Source organism: Paenibacillus gorillae (genome assembly GCF_000513275.1).
In the GTDB taxonomy this organism is placed as follows: Bacteria; Bacillota; Bacilli; order Paenibacillales; family Paenibacillaceae; genus Pristimantibacillus; species Pristimantibacillus gorillae.
The window spans coordinates 1-1,365 of sequence record NZ_CBVJ010000155.1 but is presented as its reverse complement, the minus strand read 5'-3'; the positions used below and the strand labels follow the sequence as shown (position 1 = coordinate 1,365).

Here is a 1,365-nt window from a genome sequence, read left to right as displayed (position 1 = left end):
TTAAAATAAAGAAAAGGGAGATGATTCGGTATGGGTGGCAAAAGACTGAAAGAAGAAACACGCATGAAAATTGTTCGAGAAGCGTTAGCTGGCATTAAAATTGGGGTGCTGGCACGCATGTATGACGTTCACCCAGAAAGCATACGTTTATGGGTCAGAGATCATCGCGACTCCGTTCCGCCAGAGGACATTCCTCAGACCGATGAATATGTACAAGAAGTTCAACGCCTACAAGAAGTAGAAGAACGATACGAGAAAGCCATCAAAGCTCTGGGTGAGAAGGAGCTCGAAAACGAGATTCTACGGGAGTTGCTAAAAAAGAAAAACCCTGCTTATCTGAAAAACTTGAAGTAGCCGAATTATTCGTTAAGCAGGGTATAGCCGTAGCATGGGTTCTACGCGTACTGAAAATAGCTGAATCTACGTACTACGATCGCAAGAAGCGTGCAGCTCAAGTCGAGGGCAAGGATCATCCACTCTCACCTTCAAAAGGACGTCCTGTACCGGGATACTCCTTAACCGTCACCGGTGAGCAAATCCATGATGACCAAGTAAAAGAATGGCTGCTGGAGCTTCTTGAGGGTGAAGAGCATGTCTATGGTTATAAGCTTTTGGCAAAATGCATACGCGATCGGCATGGTCTCATCTTGAACAAGAAAAAGGCGTATCGTCTATGCAAAGAGTTAGGTATTCTTCAAAAACCGAGGGAACGCGTTCAAACGCATCCCCGCAGACTGCCGCGGAATCGGATCGTTACCGGCTCGAATCAGCTGTGGCAGATGGATATTAAGTATGGCTACGTGATCGGACAGGAACGTTTCTTTTTCGTGCTGAGCATCATTGATGTGTTTGACCGCGTCATCGTGGGACAGTATCGCGGATCGTCCTGTGAGGCGAAACACGTCGTTCAAACACTAGGATGGGCATTAGCGTCCCGCGTTGAAACAGGAGAAGCCATGCCTGTGGTTCGGTCGGATAACGGCCCACAGTTTATTAGTAAGCTGTTCGGTGATACATGCGAGAGCATCGATTTGGTCCATGAACGTATCCCTCCGCGGACACCGGATTTGAACGCCTACATCGAGTCGTTTCACAGCATACTTGAAAGGGATTTGTTCCGAAATCGAGCGTTCATGACTTTTGAAGAAGCGTATGAAGCGCTCGATGCGTATATGGATTTTTACAATCATCGTAGAATGCATGGAAGTTTGAAACAGATGCCACCAATTGTGTTCTCGGAGTGGATCAAGACACAAGAGGATGTTTCCGCTTTTCATAAAGCTATGTAACAGCTTGAAATAATGAGCTTTTCTTCAAGCTCCTGTTATTTGTAGGGTAAAACTCCGGATTAAGGGGGCCTAACCG

At 46.4% G+C, this 1,365-nt stretch carries 2 protein-coding genes; both read left to right on the top strand.

Annotated features, from left to right (window positions below):
- The first annotated feature begins 30 nt into the window (after positions 1-30).
- Entirely contained in the window at positions 31-354 is a 324-nt protein-coding gene (locus tag TY10_RS30695; protein ID WP_042171573.1) for a transposase, read from the top strand.
- A 23-nt stretch (positions 355-377) separates the two neighbouring features.
- Positions 378-1,289: an IS3 family transposase gene (locus TY10_RS28445; RefSeq protein ID WP_042171571.1), complete on the top strand. Its 912-nt coding sequence runs from the start codon at positions 378-380 to the stop codon at positions 1,287-1,289.
- Positions 1,290-1,365: the final 76 nt, after the last annotated feature.

What these genes read in the sequence shown, in the direction of transcription:
- TY10_RS30695 (WP_042171573.1), top strand. Translation starts at nt 31, where the DNA reads ATGGGTGGCAAAAGACTGAAAGAAGAAACACGCATGAAAATTGTTCGA.